General features: G+C 75.1%; 20 protein-coding genes. 8 read left to right on the plus strand and 12 right to left on the minus strand.

What is annotated here, in order from left to right; translation table 11 throughout:
* Window positions 1-3: 3 nt before the first annotated feature.
* Window positions 4-1,356 (minus strand): tannase/feruloyl esterase family alpha/beta hydrolase, encoded by a 1,353-nt coding sequence (locus HL189_RS10510; protein ID WP_369133636.1) that lies wholly within the window; start codon window positions 1,354-1,356, stop codon window positions 4-6.
* Between the two features lie 140 nt (window positions 1,357-1,496).
* Between HL189_RS10510 and HL189_RS10515 the strand changes: the two genes are divergently transcribed.
* Complete coding sequence (locus tag HL189_RS10515) at window positions 1,497-1,808, plus strand: hypothetical protein (protein ID WP_369133637.1); 312 nt, start codon at window positions 1,497-1,499, stop codon at window positions 1,806-1,808.
* Between the two features lie 36 nt (window positions 1,809-1,844).
* On the opposite strand, the gene HL189_RS10520 is transcribed toward HL189_RS10515, so the two are convergent.
* The 4 genes from HL189_RS10520 to HL189_RS10535 form a co-directional block, all read right to left on the minus strand.
* Window positions 1,845-2,240 carry a VOC family protein gene (locus HL189_RS10520; protein WP_369133638.1) on the minus strand — a complete coding sequence of 132 codons (396 nt, stop codon included), beginning with the start codon at window positions 2,238-2,240 and terminating at the stop codon, window positions 1,845-1,847.
* Window positions 2,241-2,320: 80 nt separating this feature from the next.
* Window positions 2,321-2,815, minus strand: coding sequence for a DUF1059 domain-containing protein (locus tag HL189_RS10525; RefSeq protein ID WP_369133639.1), 495 nt, complete (start codon window positions 2,813-2,815; stop codon window positions 2,321-2,323).
* A 114-nt stretch (window positions 2,816-2,929) separates the two neighbouring features.
* Entirely contained in the window at window positions 2,930-3,946 is a 1,017-nt protein-coding gene (locus tag HL189_RS10530; RefSeq protein ID WP_369133640.1) for a sigma-70 family RNA polymerase sigma factor, read from the minus strand.
* Between the two features lie 74 nt (window positions 3,947-4,020).
* The gene (locus HL189_RS10535) at window positions 4,021-5,670 is read right to left on the minus strand and encodes a hypothetical protein (protein ID WP_369133641.1); all 1,650 of its coding nucleotides are present in this window, start codon (window positions 5,668-5,670) and stop codon (window positions 4,021-4,023) included.
* 413 nt (window positions 5,671-6,083) lie between these two features.
* On the opposite strand from HL189_RS10535, the gene HL189_RS10540 reads away from it, so the two are divergent.
* On the plus strand, window positions 6,084-6,680 hold the full coding sequence (locus tag HL189_RS10540; protein ID WP_369133642.1) for a LuxR C-terminal-related transcriptional regulator: 597 nt from the start codon (window positions 6,084-6,086) through the stop codon (window positions 6,678-6,680).
* A gap of 46 nt (window positions 6,681-6,726) precedes the next feature.
* A complete protein-coding gene (locus HL189_RS10545; protein ID WP_369133643.1) occupies window positions 6,727-7,479 on the plus strand; it encodes a hypothetical protein in 753 nt (250 codons plus the stop codon).
* Between the two features lie 140 nt (window positions 7,480-7,619).
* Here HL189_RS10545 and HL189_RS10550 read toward each other — a convergent pair whose 3' ends face one another.
* Window positions 7,620-8,189, minus strand: a complete 570-nt coding sequence (locus HL189_RS10550; RefSeq protein WP_369133644.1) for a DUF5655 domain-containing protein — start codon at window positions 8,187-8,189, stop codon at window positions 7,620-7,622.
* A gap of 57 nt (window positions 8,190-8,246) precedes the next feature.
* Here HL189_RS10550 and HL189_RS10555 point away from each other — a divergent pair, with 57 nt between their 5' ends.
* Window positions 8,247-9,488: a GNAT family N-acetyltransferase gene (locus HL189_RS10555; protein WP_369133645.1), complete on the plus strand. Its 1,242-nt coding sequence runs from the start codon at window positions 8,247-8,249 to the stop codon at window positions 9,486-9,488.
* Window positions 9,489-10,087: 599 nt separating this feature from the next.
* On the opposite strand, the gene HL189_RS10560 is transcribed toward HL189_RS10555, so the two are convergent.
* Together HL189_RS10560 and HL189_RS10565 are read right to left on the minus strand one after the other, a co-directional pair.
* Complete coding sequence (locus HL189_RS10560; protein ID WP_369133646.1) at window positions 10,088-10,228, minus strand: hypothetical protein; 141 nt, start codon at window positions 10,226-10,228, stop codon at window positions 10,088-10,090.
* The gene (locus tag HL189_RS10565; RefSeq protein ID WP_369133647.1) at window positions 10,225-10,710 is read right to left on the minus strand and encodes a ribose-5-phosphate isomerase; all 486 of its coding nucleotides are present in this window, start codon (window positions 10,708-10,710) and stop codon (window positions 10,225-10,227) included. Before HL189_RS10565 ends, HL189_RS10560 begins: the two co-directional genes overlap by 4 nt.
* Before the next feature lie 37 nt (window positions 10,711-10,747).
* Here HL189_RS10565 and HL189_RS10570 point away from each other — a divergent pair, with 37 nt between their 5' ends.
* From HL189_RS10570 to HL189_RS10580, 3 genes are all read left to right on the plus strand, one after another.
* Complete coding sequence (locus tag HL189_RS10570) at window positions 10,748-11,413, plus strand: DUF429 domain-containing protein (protein WP_369133648.1); 666 nt, start codon at window positions 10,748-10,750, stop codon at window positions 11,411-11,413.
* Complete coding sequence (locus tag HL189_RS10575) at window positions 11,410-12,189, plus strand: MBL fold metallo-hydrolase (protein ID WP_369133649.1); 780 nt, start codon at window positions 11,410-11,412, stop codon at window positions 12,187-12,189. Before HL189_RS10570 ends, HL189_RS10575 begins: the two co-directional genes overlap by 4 nt.
* A 61-nt stretch (window positions 12,190-12,250) precedes the next feature.
* Entirely contained in the window at window positions 12,251-12,892 is a 642-nt protein-coding gene (locus tag HL189_RS10580) for a dihydrofolate reductase family protein (protein ID WP_369133650.1), read from the plus strand.
* A 15-nt stretch (window positions 12,893-12,907) separates the two neighbouring features.
* Here the strand turns inward: HL189_RS10580 and HL189_RS10585 are convergent, their stop codons facing one another.
* Window positions 12,908-13,675: an SDR family oxidoreductase gene (locus tag HL189_RS10585; protein ID WP_369133651.1), complete on the minus strand. Its 768-nt coding sequence runs from the start codon at window positions 13,673-13,675 to the stop codon at window positions 12,908-12,910.
* 113 nt (window positions 13,676-13,788) lie between these two features.
* Entirely contained in the window at window positions 13,789-14,454 is a 666-nt protein-coding gene (locus HL189_RS10590) for a DsbA family protein (RefSeq protein ID WP_369133652.1), read from the minus strand.
* 143 nt (window positions 14,455-14,597) lie between these two features.
* Between HL189_RS10590 and pepN the strand changes: the two genes are divergently transcribed.
* Window positions 14,598-17,150 carry an aminopeptidase N gene (pepN, locus tag HL189_RS10595; RefSeq protein ID WP_369133653.1) on the plus strand — a complete coding sequence of 851 codons (2,553 nt, stop codon included), beginning with the start codon at window positions 14,598-14,600 and terminating at the stop codon, window positions 17,148-17,150.
* Between the two features lie 135 nt (window positions 17,151-17,285).
* Here the strand turns inward: pepN and HL189_RS10600 are convergent, their stop codons facing one another.
* Window positions 17,286-17,735: a DUF5130 family protein gene (locus HL189_RS10600; RefSeq protein ID WP_369133654.1), complete on the minus strand. Its 450-nt coding sequence runs from the start codon at window positions 17,733-17,735 to the stop codon at window positions 17,286-17,288.
* Between the two features lie 58 nt (window positions 17,736-17,793).
* Window positions 17,794-18,126, minus strand: coding sequence for a hypothetical protein (locus HL189_RS10605; RefSeq protein WP_369133655.1), 333 nt, complete (start codon window positions 18,124-18,126; stop codon window positions 17,794-17,796).
* Between the last annotated feature and the right edge of the window lie 9 nt (window positions 18,127-18,135).

Here is an 18,135-nt window from a genome sequence, read left to right on the forward strand (position 1 = left end):
CGGTCAACTCTCAGGGCGCAGGGAGCAGGTGTCGAGCAGGGCCGGGTCGGTGGCGCCGTTGCCGGCCGGGCGCGGGACGGTCCCGCTGGGCGGCGGCTCCTCGCCGTCCTCCACCCACGCGGTCAGGGCGTCGAAGGCGGTCCGGAAGCAGGGCAGCATCGGACGCAGGTGCTCCGGGTCGAGGTGCATCAGGCTGTCGACGTGGTTGCCGCCCTCGATGCGGTAGTAGCGGTGCATGTCGGCCCGCTGCGCGTCGGTGATCATCCGGGTGTAGACGTCACCGTGCAGGCCGATCGGCAACAGCGTGTCCAGCGTCCCGTGCAGGGTGAGCAGCGGCTTGCCGATCGCGCCGGTCAGGCTGATCCGGCCCAGCGCCTCGTGCACCGGCTGGGACCGCGGGTCGGCGAACCAGGCGTCGTAGGCCGCGTCACTCGGGCACGGGGCGAAGATCTCGGGCAGGCTCGCGCCCGCCGACGCCCCCGGGCAGGCCGGGTCGAACTCCGGGTCGAACCCGGCCCGGTAGGTCTTCTGCGTCACCCCCCAGTAGAAGCTCTGGTGGTACGGCCACAGCGGCTCCGAGCCGCGCGCGAAGCCGGCGGCGTACATGTCCTCGGCGGTCGCCAGGCCCAGGGTGTAGCGCACCGCCGTCGGCAGGTACGTGAACAGGTTGGGCCCGTCGGGAGTGAACAGCGTCCCCTCCCAGTCGACGCCCCCGTCGTAGAGCTCCGGGCGGTTCTCCAGCTGCCAGCGCACCAGGTAGCCGCCGTTGCTGATGCCGGCCAGGTAGGTGCGCTGCGGCGGGCGACCGAAGCGCTCCCCCAGCGCGCCCCGCGCCGCGATCGTCAGCTGGGTCACCCGCTCGTGCCACTCGGCCACCGCGTCGCCGGGCCGGTCGCCGTCCCGGTAGAAGTCCGGACCGTTGTTGCCCTTGTCCGTGCAGGCGTAGGCGAAGCCCCGCGCCACGACGAAGTCGGAGAAGAGGAAGTCGCAGGCGTACTGCTTGCGGACGCCCGGCGCGCCGGCCACCACCAGGCTCCCGTTCCAGTCGTCCGGGATGCGCACCACGAACTGGCTGTCGTGGTCCCAGCCGTGCGTCGTGTTGAAGGTGGAGCTGTCCGGGAAGTAGCCGTCGACCTGCAGCCCCGGCACCCCGCTCGGGTTGGTCGTGCCCGGTGCGTGCAGCGTGATCCAGTCCGTCCGGTCGGTGAACTGCCCCTCGGGTGCCTGCAGCAGCCCGGCGGTCGTGAGGTCCGGCAGGCACGTGGTGACGGAGAACTCCGCGCCCGGCACCTGCACCGTGTCGCCGGGCCCGCACGGCCGGCGCAGCGGACCGTCACCGGGCTCGCGACCGCGCATCAGAACTCCCTGGGACGGCGTCCCCGCGATGGTCGCCGAGACCACGGCACGCGGGCAACCCGACAGCTCCGCCCGGCGCTCAGCGGGACGATCGAGCGGTCAGGGTCCCGTCGGACTCCCCGACTGCCGATACGACACGCATGCGCACCAGCCACGCCACCACCGCGCTCGCTGCCTTCATCGCCGGCCTGACCACTGCGGCCGCCCTGCGCCGCCTCGCCGGCCGCCTGCCCGCGACCGCGCCCATCGCCACCGATGCCCTCCTCTCGACCGGGACCCAGGACGCCGTCGTCCTGCCGTTCGCCCGCCCGGTCGTCGCCGGACCGGCACTCCAGCCGCTGCCGGCGTCGCCGGCTCGGTGCGGGGACAGCGGCGGCCGGACGAAGGCCGGCGCCCCGTGCGGCGCCCGGACCACCGGCGGGCGCTGCCACCACCACGCGCTGGCCGCCTGAGCCCCCCGGCTGCGCAGCGCCTGCCGTCCAGGGCGATCAGTCCTGGGCGATCACCGAGAAGACGTTGCCGGCCGGATCGGCGAACCAGGCGATCAGCGGGCCACCCGCGCGCATGACGCCCTTCTCGTCGGTGGGCGGGTCGTCGTAGCGCAGGAACTCCACCCCTCGTGAGACCAGCTCGTCGACCGCGGTGTCGACGTCGGGCACCGGGAAGTTGAGCACCGTGTACGTCGCCGGGGTGTGCCCCTCCCCCTTCGCGTACACCAGGACGTCGTTGCCCCCGGCGAGGTGCAGCCGCAGGATCCCCGGGATCCCGCCGGATTCCGAGGACGTGCGCAGCCCCAGCACCTCCTCGTAGAACGCGCGGGCACGGTCGAGGTCGTCGACGGAGAAGCCGCTGAACGCATGGCTGTCGGCCAGGGGTGAGGTCATGCCATGGAGACCCGCCGCACGCGCCGGACTCATCGCTCGGGAGTGCGGGGTGCCGTGGGCGCGGCACCCCGCGGGAGCGCTCAGATCCGCATGACCTGCCGGACGTCGAGGTTGCGGAACCCCGCCTCGCCCTCGGTGACCTCCTGCATGCGCTTGGCGAACTCGGTGGTGACCGGGTGCTCGGAGTTGCGCATCGCTGCCGCGAAGTCCGGGAACGCGACCAGCTGGACGAAGGTGTCCGGCCGGTCCCGGTCCGCGCTGAGCAGTGCCCACCGGGCGGTGCCCTCCCGCCCGATCCGCTCCCGCCACTGCTCGGTCAGCTCCTGGAAGCCGCCGAGGTCCCGGGCGTGGAACTCGATGAGCTGGACGAACGCACCCTCTTCGAGGTCCAGGTCCTGCTGGTCGCGCAGCGCGGCCCGCAGACCCTCCCGTAGCTCCGGGTCGTCGGTGTGCCCGTGCGCCGCCACGGCGTGCGCGGCGGCCAGTTCGAGGACCTCGTCCTCCTCGCCGGAGATGACCACGGTGCAGTTGCGCTCGCTCGGCAGCGACCGGCAGTCCATCGTCTTCCTGGCCACAGCCGTCCTCCTCTCGCGAGGGCCCGGCCCCCCGGCCGGCGGGCCGTGGACCCGGGACCACAGTGACCCCCTCGCCCACCCCCGTCCAGGGCCGTCCTCGCGGCAGGTCGAGCGCTACGGCGTCGGGTGCCGCGGCAGGCCGAAGAGCTCGAACAGCCGGGTGTCGAGGAACGCGGTCTGCCGGACGACCTTGCCGTCCACCACCTCCAACGCGTGGATCGCCCACGGCTCGAAGGACCCGCCCGGCCCGCTGGGCCGCCACTGCGCGAAGCCCGGGTTGCCGTTGAGGGACAGCGGCACCACGTGCGACCCGCGGCAGCCGTGCCCCGGGCCGAGCATCCAGGCGCCGATGTCGGCCGCGCTGCGCAGCCACATCGCGTACGGCGGCATGTCCATCACCGCGTCCTCGTGCAGCAGCTGCACCAGCTCGTCGATGTCGTAGCGGGCGAAGGCGTCGAGGTAGCGCTCGAGCAGCTCGGCGTGCTCGTCGGCGACGGCCGGGGCCGGCGCGTCCTCGCCCTGGCGGGTGGCCAGCGTGGCGCGCGCCCGCTGCAGCGCGCTGTTCACGGCCGCGACCGACGTCTCCAGCAGCGTGGCCACCTCGTCGGCCTTCCAGCGCAGCACGTCGCGCAGGATCAGCACCGCCCGCTGCCGCGGGGGCAGGTGCTGCAGGGCGGCGACGAACGCCAGCCGCACCGACTCCTTCTGCACCGCGAGCTCCGCCGGGTCGCCACCGACCGGCATCAGCTGCCGGTCCAGCGCCGGCTCCACCCACGCACTGTCGGGCAGGACGCCGTCAAGCGAGGACTCGACCGGGGCGTACGGCTCGGCCGAGAGGTCGACGGGGAGCGCCCGGCGCTTGCGGCCGTCGAGCTGGTCGAGGCAGACGTTGGTGGCGATCCGGTACAGCCACGAGCGCAGCGCCCCGGCCCCCTCCAGCCGGTCCAGCGACCGCCAGGCCCGCACCATCGTGTCCTGCACGGCGTCCTCGGCGTCGAAGGACGACCCGAGCATCCGGTAGCAGTAGCCGGTGAGCTCCCGGCGGTGCTCGGCCAGCCGGGGCTCGAGCTCGGCGGCCTGACCGGGCGCGGGGACGCCGGCCTCCGGCCTCTCGACGATCACACCGGTCATCGCGCGACTCCCTCCGACTGCCCTCCGACCCGGGCGATCCTGCCGGAGGCCTCTGACAGAACCAAGGGCCCGCGCTACTGGTAGGTGATCAGCTGCGGGGTGGGCTGGACCTGCGCCACGGTCTCCTCCGGCGTGAGCATCGGGACGTCCTCGTCGATGAAGTTCTTCCAGCCCCAGGCGAGCCCCGGCTGGTCGGCCTGCTGGTGCAGCACCCGCCAGGTGTCCTGCTTGGCGGCCTGCCCGCCCTGCCCGTCGGCGTGCACCATCACCGCGAGCTCGTCGCGGGAGAGGTCCAGCTGCTCGCGGTCGGGGATCATCCGGACCTGGAACTGGTGCAGCACCAGCAGCTTCTGCGGCAACCGCAGCTCGCGGGTCAGGTCCGCCAGCCAGGTGGCCACCGCGTTCACCTCGTTGATGCCGACGTGGCCGATCTGGGTCAGGTGGACCTCGCCCGGCCCCAGCCGCCACTCGGGGTCCAGCGCCAGGCCGACGTGCGGCAGCTCGAGCAGCGGCCGGTAGAGCTGGGCCTGGGTGAGGAAGTCGGTCCGCCCCGGCTGCAGGTCCAGGACGACGTACAGGCCGGCCTGCCCGGCCGCCTCCACCCACGGCCGCAGCGTCTCGACGTCGCCCTCGCTCGAGTAGTTGCCGTCGGGCCCGGCGCTGGCCGAGGCCACCGTGGCGATGATCTCGAAGGCCGGGACGACGGGGGTGCCGACCAGCGGCTGGTACCGGGCGGCCATGTCCTGCGCCCGGCGGATCGCGCCCGGCAGGTCCTGCTCGCCGAGCAGCCCGAGGGCCGCGCTGCCCGGGATCCCGTAGAGCGCGACCATCATCCGGCCGGGGAACAGGACCTGCCCCCCGCCGGGCAGCTGCGTCCCGGTGGCCGCGGTGTCCAGCTTCCAGTCCAGCCCGGGCTCCGCGGCGAGGTCGGCACCCAGGACGACGACCGACGCGGCCCCGCCCAGCCGCTGCCCCAGCTCGGCGGACGCCCGGGGGTCGGTGGCCCCGCCGGTGACCTGGACCTCGGCGCCCGCTGCCCGCGCGGACGCCACCCCGGCCAGCGTCTCCGCGCTGCCGCTGGTCACCACCAGCGTCCCGGCCAGCGGTTCCCCGCGCCGCACCTGGGGAAGCGCGGCGCCGTCCTGGGCGGGCGTCGACGACGGGCTCGCGGCGCCGGCGGGCCTCAGCGCGGAGGGCGCCGCGGGGTCCAGCGCCGCGACGGCTGCGACCCGGGCGTCCTCCGCCACCGGGTCGGCCGGCACGAGGTCCAGCCCGGTGACGGCGGCGACCGCGTCGGGCTCGGCCGGCACCGTCCGCACCTCGGGCCCGCCGTCCACGGCGCCGACCTCCTCGCCGACCGCCAGGACCGTGGTGACGCCCAGCCGGTCCAGCTCCGGTGCCAGCACGTCGCCCGCGGCCTCCCCGCCCAGCAGCAGCGGCACGCCGAGACCGACGGCGGCGGAGGCACCGAGCAGCCCGGCCGCCGGGTCCGCCGCGTCGGCCAGCACGACCACCGGCGACCGGGCGAAGAGGGCACGGCTGGCCGAGACGGACGCCGCGACCGGGTCGGCGTCGGCGATCACCGTGCGCGGCGAGCCGGGGGCGGTGGTGGCCACGACCGCCGGGGGCGCCTCGTCCTCCGCCGCGGCCTGCGGGTCGGAGGTGCACCCGGCGACCAGCACCAGGGCGGCCAGCGCGGCTCCGTGCACGGCGATGGGACGCATCGGCGCCATCCCTCCGGGAGGTGGTCGGCGGTCCGGATCCCGGCCCGCGACGGACCCGGGCGACCATATCGGGTGGCGTCCGCCCGACCTCCCGCCGCGGTGCTGGACGAGGCCGCGCAGGGCCGGGACGACCACCGGTGAGATGGATGAGCAGAGGTCGGGCCAGCCCGAAGTCGCACTGGCCAGCCAGCGGGCTGGGGTGCGCCGCCCCCCGCGAGCAGGCTGGTCGGCATGATCGCGGAGACCGCCGTCCTCCCCGCCGTCCGGCCCGAGGACACCGTCCACCGGCCGTGGTGGCGGCAGCTGGGCATCGACACCGGGTACGTGCTGGTCGGCTTCCCGCTGGCGCTGGCGTCCTTCGTCCTGGCCGTCACCGGGCTCGCCGTCGGCGCCGGCCTGCTGGTCGTCTGGGTGTGCGGCTGCTCGGCGAGGTGGGCACCGAGGTCGTCGCCGCGGTCGCCGACGGCCCGTCGCTGGTGCGGGCGGTGGTCGAGCACCGTCCCGACGTCGCCGTCGTCGACGTCCGCATGCCGCCGACGCACACCGACGAGGGGCTGCGCGCGGCGGTCGAGGCCCGCCGCGCCGTCCCGTCGACGGCGGTGCTGGTGCTCTCCCAGTACGTGGAGGTCGCCTACGCCGACGAGCTGCTCGCCGACGGCGCCGGCGGGGTCGGCTACCTGCTCGAGGACCGGGTGGCCGAGGTCGACCAGTTCCTCGCCGCGCTGGACGACGTCGTCGCCGGGGGCACGGTGCTCGACCCCCAGGTGGTCGCCCAGCTGTTCGCCCGCCGCCGCCGTGACGACCCGGTGCAGGCGCTGTCGCCGCGGGAGCGGGAGGTCCTCGGGCTGATCGCCGAGGGGCACAGCAACACCGCGATCGCCCGGCAGCTGGTGGTCACGCCCGGCGCGGTCGAGAAGCACACCCAGCACATCTTCGCCAAGCTCGGCCTGGCCCCCGACGAGGACCAGCACCGCCGCGTGCTGGCCACGCTGGCGTACCTGCGCAGCTGAGCGGCGCGCGGTTGCCGCCGGCAACCGGCCGGACGACGGTGGGCCCATGCGCCGACCGACGGTCGTCCTCTGGCTCGTCCCGCTGCTGCTCGCCGGCTGCGCGGGGAACGGGCAGGAGGACGACGCAGCCCCGGGGACCTCGTCGTCCGCCCCGTCCTCGTCCGCGTCGCCGTCGCCCTCCCCGTCCGGCGGCTGCCCGGCGACGGACGACCCGGCTCCCACCGACGTCTCCACCGCGCCGACCGTGGACGTCGACGGGGACGGCGCGCCGGACACCGCCTGGATCGCCGACGGGTCGACCGGCGAGGGCGGCGTCCCGTTCGGGGTGACCACCGCCTCCGGGGCAACGGCCGGCGCGTTGTTCGCCTCGGTGAGCCCGGCCGAGCGGTCGGTGCTGTTCGCCGACGTGACCGGGGACGGCGAGGTGGTCGCGCTGGCCAGCGACGGCCGGCAGGTGCTGCTCTACACCGTCGCCGACTGCGCCCTCACCGCGGTGCGCGACGAGCAGGGCCGGCCCTTCGCCTTCGACCTGGGATCCGCCGGCTCCGGCACCGGGGTGGCGTGCGAGGACGCTGACGACGACGGCACCCGCGACCTGCTGGGCCTGCTGCTGCAGCCGCCCACCGACGCGACCAGCGAGGCGGTGGTCCAGCAGACCGTCGTCGAGCTGGACGGCGGTGTCGCCCGCCCCGGCGCGGCGTTCGCGGCGCCGGCCGGTGACGAGGTGCGGCAGCAGATGGCCCGGTCGGTGACCTGCGGGGACCTGGACCTGGAGGCCGACGGGGTCTCCGCGGGCTGACCGCTCCCCACCCCGCTGCCGGCCCGTCGGGACCTGTTCCCGCCACGCTCGTGCTCTGAGTGCGCAGCGCACCCAGAGCACGAGCGTCGGCAGGTGACGTCGCCGTTGCCGGTCGGACCGGCCGCCCGCGGGCGGACCGCTCAGCGGTTGGCCGCGAGCGCCTCGGCGAGCAGGTCCAGCACCTCGTCGTCCACGTCGTCCAGCGTGGTCAGCGGAACCCGCACCGAGCAGTCCCCGTTGCCGATGCTGCGGGCGGCGAGCAGCCGGCCACCCGGCTCGCGGCCGGGCAGCCGCAGCCCCAGGTCGAGCCGGGTCCGGGTCGAGGCCTGCAGGACGGCGAAGGTGCGCCGCGGGCCGACCAGCGAGACGTAGCCCTTGCGCGCCTGCAGGTGCACGTCCGGCAGGCCCAGCGCGGCCGCCGCCACCGCCTCGTAGACCGGGCGCAGCTGGGGTCGGTCGGCGTACTGCCCGTCGACCAGCTGGTCCGCGGTGGCGGTCAGGAAGTCCGGGTACCCGAAGCGCTCCATCACCAGCAGCATCTGCCCGTAGCCGGTGATGCCCCGCTCGGCCAGCCAGGCGCGCACCTCCGGCTCGGTGCCCAGGCCCGTCTCCCGCACCCGCGCCGACCAGGCCGCGACGCCGTCGCCGGTACCGGCGACCAGCCGCTCCTCGATCGCCGTGAGCATCTCCGCCCAGCTGCGCGTGGTCATCCCGTCATGATCGCAACTCGATGGCGGACCGTCGGCCCCACCCGGTAGACATCCCCCGTGTCCGAGCTCGAGCACCAGCTGCGCCCGATCACCGCCGACGAGTGGCCGCGGTTCATCCGGGCGATGAGCACGACCTTCGGGCAGGAGGCGCGGGGCCCGTACGTCGACGAGCCCTCGCCGGTCGCGGAGCTCGACCGGTCGCTGGGTCTGTTCGACGCCGACCGGGTCGCCGCCACGGCGGGCATCTACAGCCTGGAGATGGCGGTGCCCGGCGCCGTGGTGCCCACCGCCGGCATCACCTGGATCACCGTGTCCCCCACCCACCGGCGCCGCGGCGTGCTGACCGCGATCATGCGGCGGCAGCTGGACGAGGTCCGCGCGGCGGGCCGCGAGCCGGTCGCCGCGCTGTGGGCGGCCGAGTCGTCGATCTACGGCCGGTTCGGCTACGCACCCGCGTCCTGGCGCGGCAGCTGGTCCGGCACGACGGACCGGCTGCGGCTGCGCCCGGACGTCGACTGCGGCACCGGCACGGTACGGCTGGTCGAGGTGGCGGAGTTCCGGCCGGCCGCCGTCGCGCTGTACGAGCAGGTGCGCCGCTGGGTCCCCGGCAACCTCGCCCGGGACGAGCGGTGGTGGGACCGGGTGCTCCGCGACGACCCCGAGCAGCACGGTGGCGGCACCCCCCGCCAGCTCGTGCTGCACCGCGAGGCCGACGGGGCGGTCACCGGCTACGCCACCTACCGGCTCAAGGCCTCCTGGTCGGAGACCGCCGAGCCGACGGGCACGCTGACCGTCGGGGAGGTGCGGTCCACCACGCCGGCCGCCTACGCCGCGCTGTGGCGCTTCCTGCTCTCCCACGACCTGGTGCGCACGGTGCAGGCGCCGATGGCCTCGGCCGACGACCCGCTGCGGCACCTGCTGGCCGACCCGCGCGCGTGGCACGCGCGGCCGGTCGACGCGCTGTGGGTGCGTCTGGTCGACGTCGGGGCCGCGCTCTCCGCGCGCCGCTACCCCGCGCCGCTGGACCTCGTGCTCGAGGTGCGCGATCGGTTCTGTGACTGGAACGACGGGCGCTGGCACCTGTGGGGCCACCCGGCCGGGGCATTCTGCGACCGCACCGATCGCGACCCGGACCTGGTCCTGGACGTCGAGGCGCTCAGCGCCGCCTTCCTCGGCGGGGTCTCGCTGGCCACGCTGCAGGCGGCCGGGCGGGTCACCGAGGTCAGCCCGGGGGCCGTCGTCCAGGCCTCCACCGGGTTCCGCTGGCCGGTGACCCCGTGGTGCCCCGACGAGTTCTAGAAGGTGGAAGGACCTCCCTGCCCCCCACCGCTCGCGAGCTCGCGTCGGGCCCCTGCAGGGAGGCCGTCTCCCCCCGCCACTCGCGGGCTCGCGGCGGGACCCTGCGGCTGGGCCGCTCCAGCACGTCACGGAGGTTGGTGGCCGTCCCAGTCGTCGAGGGGGCGCAGTGCCAGCGCCAGGAGGTGACCCGGTCCCGACCGGGCAGGTCGCCCCGGCCGGTCGCCCAGCGCAGCGCGGTCCACGGGTCGGGGTCGGCCGGGGGCCACGGGAACAAGCCGCGAGCCTGGGCCCGGTGACGTCGGCCGGCGGCGCCCACCCGGTCAGTCCCAGCGCGTCGGCCACGTCGGCGGCGTGCAGCAGCAGCTCCGCGCAGCCCATCGCCGCGAACCCGGGCGCGTCGGCCAGGCCCCACTCGTGCACGCCCCGGTCGGCCGGTCCGGACCTGTCGACCACCCGGGCCAGCACCTCGGCGGCGGCCGCGAGCTGGCGGCGCAGCTCACCCCGGTCCGCCCCCGGACGGTGGGACAGCTCGAACCCGGAGGTCTCGACCGGCCCGACGACCAGGTCCTGCGCGTACCAGTCGAAGGACCCCGTTCCCCTCAGCCCTCGCAGGCTCGGGCCGAGCCTCCGGACGGGGCCAGGCCCGTCGCCGGCAACGCCGTCGTCCCGTCCGGGTCGCGGGCCAGCACACCGGAGGCGGCCCGCAGCGCGGCGCGGACCTCGGCCCCGCCGACGGTCACGGCGTGCGGGTCGGCAGGCCCCCGGCGGGGCGGTGCCGGTCCCGCTCGTAGTCGGCCATCAGCGCGATCCGCCGCGCGTGCCGCTCCTCGCCGCTGAACGGCTCCCGCAGGAAGGTCAGCACCAGCTCGGTGGCCTCCTCGACGGAGTGCTGCCGGCCGCCCACCGAGACGACGTTCGCGTCGTTGTGCTGGCGGGCCAGCTTCGCGGTGGACTGGTTCCACACCAGCGCCGCGCGGATCCCGGGCACCTTGTTGGCCGCGATCTGCTCGCCGTTGCCCGAGCCGCCGATCACCACGCCGAGCGAGCCGGGCTCGGTGACCACCCGCTCCCCGACCGCGAAGCAGAACGGCGGGTAGTCGTCCTCCGCGTCGTACTCGTGGGCACCGCAGTCCACCGGCTCGAAGCCCTCGTCGGCGAGCACCCGGAGCAGGTGGGACTTCAGTTCCAGGCCGGCGTGGTCGGTCCCGAGGAAGACGCGCATGCCCCGATCCTCGCAGGCCGCCTGGCAGGCTGCCCCCGTGGCAGTGCTCGGCGTGGACGGGTGGCGGGGTGCGTGGGTCGGCGCCCGGCTGGACGGCCGCCGCGTCACCCTGCTCGTCCTGCCGGACGCGACCGCGGTGCTCGCCGAGGCCGACGTCGAGCTGGTCGCGATCGACATGCCGATCGGCCTGTCGGACGACGGCGCCCGCGAGTGCGACGTGCTCGCCCGCCGCCGGCTCGCGCGGGCCGGCAGCTCGGTCTTCCCCGCGCCGGTGCGCCCGGTGCTGCAGGCCGGCAGCTACGCCGAGGCCTGCGCGGTCTCCCGCGCCGCCTCGGGCAGGGCGCTGTCGGTGCAGGCCTGGAACCTCGTGCCGGCGGTCCGCTCGCTGGACGCCGCCCTGGGCGTCCCGCCGGACGACCGGGTCGTCGAGGTGCACCCGGAGCTCGCCTTCCGCGCGCTCGACCCGCGGGTGGTCGCCCCGAAGGCGACGGCCCGGGGCCTGGCCCAGCGGATCCGGGCCCTGGAGCCGGTGATGGACGTCCTGGACGCGCTGGCCGACGCCCCGGCGCGGGTGCCGGCCGCCGACGCGCTGGACGCCTGCGCCGCCGCGTGGTCCGCGCGGCGGCTCGCCGGGGGGCGGGCTGAGTGCCTCGGGAACGGGTCCACCGACCGCCTGGGCCGACCGATGCGGATCTGCTGGTGAGCGGCGCGCAGGCCGCCGGATGGCGGGAGGTGGGGGACGGCGTCTTCGTCCGGCGGCACGCGGCGCTGGACCTCAACTGCGGCCTGGTCGTCGGGGACGGCGGCTGCCTCGTCGTCGACACCCGGTCGCACCTCGGCGAGGGGCGGGCGCTGGCCGAGGCGGTCCGGTCGGTGACCCCGCACCCGTGGACCGTCGTCAACACCCACGCCCACCACGACCACTGCTTCGGCAACGCGTCCTTCCGGCCGGCCCCGATCTGGGGTTCGCGCGCCTGCGCGGACGAGCTGGCGGCCACCGGCGAGATGCAGCGCGCCGCCGTCGTCGCGAGCCTGCTGGCGGACGGCGACCCGGCGGCGGAACTGGTCGCGACCGCGCCGATCGACCCGCCCGACCGGCTGGTGGACGACGTCGCCGTCCTCGACGTCGGCGGGCGTGCGGTGACCCTGCGCCACCTCGGCCGGGGGCACACCGGCGGTGACCTGGTCGTCGCCGTCGACGACGTGCTGTTCGCCGGGGACCTGGTCGAGGAGGGGGCGCCGCCGGCGATGGACGACGCCTTCCCGCTGGAGTGGGCCGCGACGCTGACCGCGCTGCTGGCGCACGTGCGGGGGCCGGTGGTGCCCGGGCACGGCGCCGTCGTCGACGCCGGCTACGTGGCGACCCAGCGGGACGAGCTCGCCGGCCTGGCCCGCTGGCTCACCGAGCCGGGGTCGCCGCCGGTCTTCGACGACGTCACCCGGGCCACCGCCCGTGCCCGCCTGCCGTCGCAGCGCTGAGTCCGGCGGCGTCCAGCGGTCTACCTCCTGACAGGGACGACCAGACCACCGGGAGCAGGGCATGGGCCTCATCCACATCGAGCTGTTCGCGACCCTCGACCTCGTCGGGCAGGCACCCGGCGGCCCCGAGGAGGACCCGGAGGGGTTCCCGTTCGGCGGCTGGCAGGCGCCCCTGCTCGACGAGGCCGCCGGAGCGCAGGTGGGTGCCGCGTACGAGGGCACCGACGCCCTCCTGCTCGGCCGGCGGACCTACGACATCTTCGCCGCCCACTGGCCGCACCAGGAGGGCGGTGAGGACGACGACATCGCCAGGCTGTTCAACAGCGTCCCGAAGTACGTGGCCTCCCGCGGCCGGCCCGACCTCTCGTGGGCCGGGTCCACGCAGCTGGGCCCGGACCTGCCCGCCGCGGTGCACGAGGTCCGGGACCGGCACGAGCACGTGAAGGTCGTCGGGAGCCTGGACCTGGTGCAGACCCTCCTGCGGGAGAAGCTGTTCGACCGGCTCGACCTGTGGGTCCACCCGATCGTGCTCGGCGTCGGGAAGAAGGTGTTCGACGGGGGCGCGGTGCCCACGAACGTGACGCTCCTCGAACCGCCCGTGGCGAGTCCGACGGGCACCGTGTACCTGCGCTACGGGCTCGCGGAGGGCACCCCGGGCACGGGCGACATGAGCGCTCCCGATCGCGGGGTCCGGCCCGACTGAGCCGGCGCCCCGGGCTCAGGCCAGGCGGCGGACCAGCGGGAGCGGCAGCACCCGCAGCAGCGCGGCGACGGGGCGCCACGGCCACTCCGGCACGTAGGCCCGCACCGGCTCGCGCTCGATCGCCGAGGTCAGCGCGGTGACGCCGGTCCGCAGGTCGACGGTGAACGGGCCGCGGCGGCCGACGTTGATGTCGGTCGCGATGAACCCCGGGTGGACCGTGGTCACCCGGATCCCGCGGGTGCGCCGGTCGCCCAGCAGGTCGGCCCGGATGCCCTCGGCGAGGACGGCGTCGGCGGCCTTGGAGGTGGCGTAGGCGGTGCGGGTGCCACCCATCCCCCGCACCCCGGCGACCGACGAGACGACCACCAGGTGGCCCGCGCCCCGGGCGCGGAACAGCGCCACGGCGGCCTCGCAGCAGGCGTGGGTGCCCAGCACGTTGGTGACCAGCACCTGCCGGTTCGGCCCGGGGTGCCCGCTGCCGACCGGCGTGCCCTTGCCGAGCCCGGCGTTGGCGATGAACCGGTCGATGCCGCCGAGCTCCGCGGCGAGCGCGGGGACGACGGTGGCGACGGCGTCCGGGTCGTCGACGTCCAGCTGCCCGACGACCACCCGGATGCCGGGGTGCCGCCCGACCAGCTCGGCGCGCAGCTCCTCCAGGCGGTCCAGCCGCCGGGCGACCAGCGCCAGGTCACGGCCGCGGGCCGCGAACTCGCAGGCCATGCCCCGGCCGAGGCCGGCGCTGGCACCGGTGATGAAGATCCGCTGACGGACGGGGTGCGGCACCGGGTCATCGTGCCGCAAGCCCGACCCCAAGGGCGGCCATGTTGGCCAACATGGCCGAGCGTCCCCGCCGGCGGTGGGCGAGACCGGCCATGTTGGCCAACATGGCCGGAGCGTCAGCGGGGGTTGGTGAGCTCCAGGGTGTCCGCGGGCACCGAGGACATGTCCGGGCCGGCGGTGCGGGTGCGCTTGAGCTCCCAGAAGTCCGGCAGGTTGGCCAGCAGGACGGCGCCGTCGAAGGCCCGCCCGGCGTCCTCGCCCGTCGGGACCTTGCTGATCACCGGGCCGAAGAAGGCCACGCCGTCGATGTGCATGACCGGCGTCCCGACGTCCTCGCCGACCGGGTCCATGCCCGCGGCGTGGCTGTCCTCCAGGGCCTCGTCGAAGTCGGTGGAGCCGGCGGCGTCGGCGAGGCGGACAGGCAGGCCCACGCGCTCGAGGGCGGGGACGATGACGTCCTCGATGTCGATCCCCTCGTGGTGCCGCAGCGTGCCCATCGCGGTGTAGAGGTCGCCGAGCACGCGGTCGCCGAACTCCTGCGCCGCGGCGATGGCCACCCGGACCGGGCCGATGGCCTTGGCCATCATCTCCTGGTAGTCCTCGGACAGGTCACGCCCGCGGTTCAGCACCGCCAGGGACATGACGTGCCAGTGCAGGTCGATGTCGCGGACCTTCGCCGCCTCGAGGACCCAGCGGCTGGTCAGCCACGCCCACGGGCACAGCGGGTCGAACCAGAAGTCGACGCGGGCCTTGACGGGCGCGCTCTGCACTGCCTCGGTCATGAACGGGTGCTCCTCGGTCGTTTCGGTGCGCCGTGGCGTCGGCACTCAGTGAGAGCAAGTTGCGCTCTGCCTCACTCATTCCCCACTGTTCTCGAGGGCACACCGGGCGTAGCCTGTTGGACCCGCATGGGAAGCTGCCCGGCGTGGCAGTTCCCAACCTGACTCGTGACGACGCCGCGGCCCGCGCCGCGCTGCTGGCCGTCCACAGCTACGACCTCTCCCTCGACGTGACCGACGGCCACGGCCGTCCCGGCGAGGAGACCTTCCGCTCGGTCACCACCATCCGGTTCGACGCCCGGGACCCCCGGGCCGGCACCTTCGTCGACCTCGTCGCCGAGCGCGTCCACTCCGCCACGCTCAACGGCGTCGAGCTCGACGTGAGCACCTACACCGAGGAGGGTGGCCTGCCGCTGCCCGGCCTGGCCGCGACCAACGAGCTCGTCGTCGACGCCGACTGCCGCTACTCCCGCACCGGCGAGGGCCTGCACCGCTTCGTCGACCCCGAGGACGGGCAGGTCTACCTCTACACGCACTTCGAACCGGCCGAGGCGAAGCGGATGTTCACCTGCTTCGACCAGCCCGACCTCAAGGCGACCTTCACGGTGCACGTGACCGCGCCGTTCGACTGGCAGGTCGTCAGCAACACCGGGGACCGCACGATCGAGGCCGGCGAGGCCGGCTCCCAGCTGGTGCACTTCACCCCGACCAAGCGGATCTCCACCTACCTGGTCGCCCTCGTCGCCGGCCCGTACGCCCGGGTCACCGACCTGCACGACGGCATCCCGCTGGGCATCTACTGCCGCGCCTCGCTGGCCCGGCACCTCGACCCGGAGGCGATCTTCGCCGTCACCAAGGCCGGGTTCGACTTCTACCACCGGGTCTTCGACTACCCGTACCCGTTCGACAAGTACGACCAGCTGTTCGTCCCCGAGTTCAACGCCGGGGCGATGGAGAACGCCGGCGCGGTGACGTTCCTGGAGGACTACGTCTTCCGGTCCAAGACCAGCCGGGCGCGCTACGAGCGCCGGGCCGAGACGATCCTGCACGAGCTGGCCCACATGTGGTTCGGCGACCTGGTGACCATGCGCTGGTGGGACGACCTGTGGCTGAACGAGTCGTTCGCCACCTACATCTCGACCCTCTGCCAGGCCGAGGCCACCGAGTACCGGACCGCCTGGACGACGTTCGCCAACACCGAGAAGGCCTGGGCGTACGCGCAGGACCAGCTGCCCACCACCCACCCGATCGCCGCGGACATGGTCGACGTGGCCGCCGTCGAGGTGAACTTCGACGGCATCACCTACGCCAAGGGCGCCTCGGTGCTCAAGCAGCTGGTCGCCTACGTGGGCCGCGACGAGTTCCTGGCCGGCGTGCGGCGGTACTTCCGCAAGCACGAGTACGGCAACACCACGCTCGCCGACCTGCTCGGCCCGCTGTCGGAGGCCACCGGCCGGGACCTCACCGCGTGGGCGGAGCAGTGGCTGCAGACCAGCCAGGTCAACACGCTGCGCCCGGCGTACGAGCTGGACGACGCCGGCCGCTACCTCTCCTTCGCCATCGAGCAGAGCGCCGTGCCCGCCCACCCGGTGCTGCGCCGGCACCGGCTCGCGGTGGGGCTGTACAGCTCCGGGCCGGACGGGCTCACCCGCACCCACCGGGTGGAGCTGGACGTCGACGGCGCGCGCACGGAGGTCGCCGAGCTGGTCGGTCACCCGGCCGCTGACCTGGTGCTGGTCAACGACGACGACCTGACCTACGCCAAGCTCCGGCTCGACGACCGGTCCCTGGCCACGCTGGGCAGCGCCATCGGCACGATGCGCGACTCGCTGCCGCGCGCGCTGTGCTGGTCGGCGGCCTGGGACATGACCCGCGACGGCGAGGCGCGCGCCCGCGACTGGGTGCAGCTGGTGCTCGCCGGGGTGGACGCGGAGAGCGAGATCAGCGTCGTCCAGTCACTGCTGGCCCGGGTGCAGACCTCGCTGTCCTCCTACGTCGACCCGGCGTGGTCCCCGACCGGCTGGTCGATGCTGGCCGGTAAGGCGCTGGCCGCGCTGCGCTCCGCGGAGCCGGGCAGCGACATGCAACTGCAGTGGTCCCGCACGCTGGCGGCGGCGGCCCGCACCGGCGAGCACGTGGCCGCGCTCCGGGGGCTGCTCGACGGCTCCCTGGTCGTGCAGGGGCTGGCGGTGGACGCGGACGCCCGCTGGGCCTTCCTGCACGGGCTGGTCGCGGTCGGTGCGGCCGGCGACGCGGAGATCGACGCCGAGGCCGAGCGGGACGCCACCGCCACCGGGGCCCGCCGGGCGGCCACCGCGCGGGCGCTGCGCCCCACCGCCGAGTCGAAGGCGGAGACCTGGGAGCGGGCGTTCACCGACGAGTCGATCCCCAACGCGGTGCACGAGGCGATGGTCGCCGGCTTCTGGCACCCCGCTCAGCAGGAGGTCACCGCCCCCTACGTGCCGCGGTACTTCACGGAGATCCGCGGCATCTGGGAGCGCCGTCCCGGCGAGGTCGCCAAGAACACCGTCGAGTACCTGTTCCCGAAGGTCGTCGAGCAGGAGACGCTGCAGGCGGCCGACGCCTGGCTGGCCGGCGAGCGGGACGCCCCTGCGCCGCTGCGCCGGCTGGTCAGCGAGGGCCGGGACGGCGTGGCCCGCGCGCTCTGGGCCCGCAAGCGGGACGCCGCCGGCGCCTGAAGGTGGTGCTGGAACGGCCCCTCCGCAGGGGCCCGCGCCGAGCCTGGTGACGTGCTGGAGCGGCCCCGTCCAGGGCACCGCCCCGAGCTTGCGAGGGGTGGGGAGGACGGGGTCCTTCTCCGGAGGGGTCCTTCCTCAGTGGGCGCGGCGGCGCGAGGGGTGGCCGGCGGAGTCCGACAGCTGGCGCAGGCCGTTGACGATGGCGCCGGTGAGGTCGCCGGCGCCGAGCCGGCCGGTCATGGTCAGGACGGCGAGCGCGCAGGCCCGGTCGGGCAGCCGGCGGGCCGCCGCCGTCCCGGTGACGATCTCCAGCACCCGCTGCCCCGGCGACAGCGCCAGCAGCACGGTGTTCGACGGGTCGCCGCCGGACCGCGAGTGCAGGTCCTCGGCGGTGGCGCGGGTGTCCCGGCCCAGGTCGCCGAGGTACAGCGTGAAGCGGAGCCCGGTCTCCTTCGAGGACAGGGTGAGGGCCTCGTCGATCCGGGCGAGGTCGCGGTAGCTGAACGGGCCGGACCCCGGCTCGGTCACCGCGGTGTTCCGGGTGTCCTTGGTGGCGCTGGGCCCGTGCTCGAGCTGCTGGGTCATCAGCGGGTGCCTCCGGTCGGCGTCGAACGGGTCGGTGCGGCGGGAACGGGCACGTGGCTCACCAGGTGCCGCGGGCGCCACCGGCAGCGGTGCGCCGGTGCGCATCGGTCGCGTGCGGGTGCTCGCCGATCGCCAGGGCCGCGGCGGTGGCCCCCAGGCTGGGGGCGTGGGAGTCGCCGTGGGAGTCGCCGTGGTCGTCCCCGTGCCCACCGGGGACGCCCGGGACGCCGGGGTGCGGCTCGTACCAGACCGTCTCGTGCTCCCAGGGCTGACCAGGGCGGTAACGGGTCCTGTCCTTCCCGCGGCCGGGCAGCAGGGTGGCCGCAGCGAGCAGCAGGAAGACCGCCAGCGGGATGACGCCGTAGATGAGCACGGTCTCGTACCAGGGCATGCCCGGGAA

This window comes from Modestobacter sp. I12A-02662, from assembly GCF_041028325.1.
In the GTDB taxonomy this organism is placed as follows: domain Bacteria; phylum Actinomycetota; class Actinomycetes; order Mycobacteriales; family Geodermatophilaceae; genus Modestobacter.

Bases quoted from the DNA above. Each gene is read 5' to 3' on its own strand.
- HL189_RS10510 (WP_369133636.1), bottom strand. From the start codon at position 1,356: ATGCGCGGTCGCGAGCCCGGTGACGGTCCGCTGCGCCGGCCGTGCGGG.
- HL189_RS10515 (WP_369133637.1), top strand. From the start codon at position 1,497: ATGCGCACCAGCCACGCCACCACCGCGCTCGCTGCCTTCATCGCCGGC.
- HL189_RS10520 (WP_369133638.1), bottom strand. From the start codon at position 2,240: ATGACCTCACCCCTGGCCGACAGCCATGCGTTCAGCGGCTTCTCCGTC.
- HL189_RS10530 (WP_369133640.1), bottom strand. From the start codon at position 3,946: ATGACCGGTGTGATCGTCGAGAGGCCGGAGGCCGGCGTCCCCGCGCCC.
- HL189_RS10535 (WP_369133641.1), bottom strand. From the start codon at position 5,670: ATGCGTCCCATCGCCGTGCACGGAGCCGCGCTGGCCGCCCTGGTGCTG.
- HL189_RS10545 (WP_369133643.1), top strand. From the start codon at position 6,727: ATGCGCCGACCGACGGTCGTCCTCTGGCTCGTCCCGCTGCTGCTCGCC.
- HL189_RS10550 (WP_369133644.1), bottom strand. From the start codon at position 8,189: ATGACCACGCGCAGCTGGGCGGAGATGCTCACGGCGATCGAGGAGCGG.
- HL189_RS10565 (WP_369133647.1), bottom strand. From the start codon at position 10,710: ATGCGCGTCTTCCTCGGGACCGACCACGCCGGCCTGGAACTGAAGTCC.
- HL189_RS10580 (WP_369133650.1), top strand. From the start codon at position 12,251: ATGGGCCTCATCCACATCGAGCTGTTCGCGACCCTCGACCTCGTCGGG.
- HL189_RS10590 (WP_369133652.1), bottom strand. From the start codon at position 14,454: ATGACCGAGGCAGTGCAGAGCGCGCCCGTCAAGGCCCGCGTCGACTTC.
- HL189_RS10600 (WP_369133654.1), bottom strand. From the start codon at position 17,735: ATGACCCAGCAGCTCGAGCACGGGCCCAGCGCCACCAAGGACACCCGG.
- HL189_RS10605 (WP_369133655.1), bottom strand. From the start codon at position 18,126: ATGCCCTGGTACGAGACCGTGCTCATCTACGGCGTCATCCCGCTGGCG.